Genomic DNA, 572 nt, shown 5'->3' on the forward strand with positions numbered 1-572 from the left:
TCGGCGGTGCGGATGCCGCCGCCGAGTTGGAGCGGCACGTCGACCGCGTCGAGGACGGCGTCGACCGCCGGGGCGTTCTTCCGCTCTCCCTCGAACGCGCCGTCGAGGTCGACGAGGTGGAGCGTCTCCGCGCCGGCGTCGACCCAGCGGCGAGCGGCCTCGACCGGGTCGCCGTAGGTCTTCTCGGTGCCGCGTTCGCCCTGTACGAGCTGGACGACCTCGCCGTCTTTCATGTCGACCGCGGGGACGACTTCGAACTCTGGGAACATACGCCACTGTGAGCAACCGACGTGCGTAAACGCACCGAATCCGGTGACTGAAGCCCGGTACCGTTCCGTCTGCGACGAAGATATCCAGAACAATTGCGAGCCAATAGTTCGGAACGGCTTTGTCTCGCCGGAATACAGACACACTCAATGAAACTCTTCGGTTCCAGCGGGACGCGGGGCGTGGTTGGTGAGAGCCTCATCCCGGAGTTCGTCCTTCGCGTCGCGAAGGCCGCTGGCACGGTCTGGAACGTCGACCGCGTTGCCATCGCACGTGACACACGAACTACAGGGGAAATGTTCGTC

General features: G+C 64.5%; 1 protein-coding gene and 1 pseudogene. One reads left to right on the forward strand and one right to left on the reverse strand.

The window, feature by feature from the left end; all coding sequences use genetic code 11:
• Nucleotides 1-269 (reverse strand): HisA/HisF-related TIM barrel protein (locus tag D3D02_RS18625; RefSeq protein ID WP_233560715.1); only part of this gene is annotated, 269 nt, incomplete at its 3' end.
• A gap of 147 nt (nt 270-416) precedes the next feature.
• Here D3D02_RS18625 and D3D02_RS18630 point away from each other — a divergent pair.
• Nucleotides 417-572: pseudogene (locus D3D02_RS18630) on the forward strand (phosphoglucosamine mutase); the annotation flags it as partial.

Source organism: Halobellus sp. Atlit-38R, from assembly GCF_003665925.1.
Classification (GTDB): Archaea; Halobacteriota; Halobacteria; order Halobacteriales; family Haloferacaceae; genus Haloquadratum; species Haloquadratum inordinatus.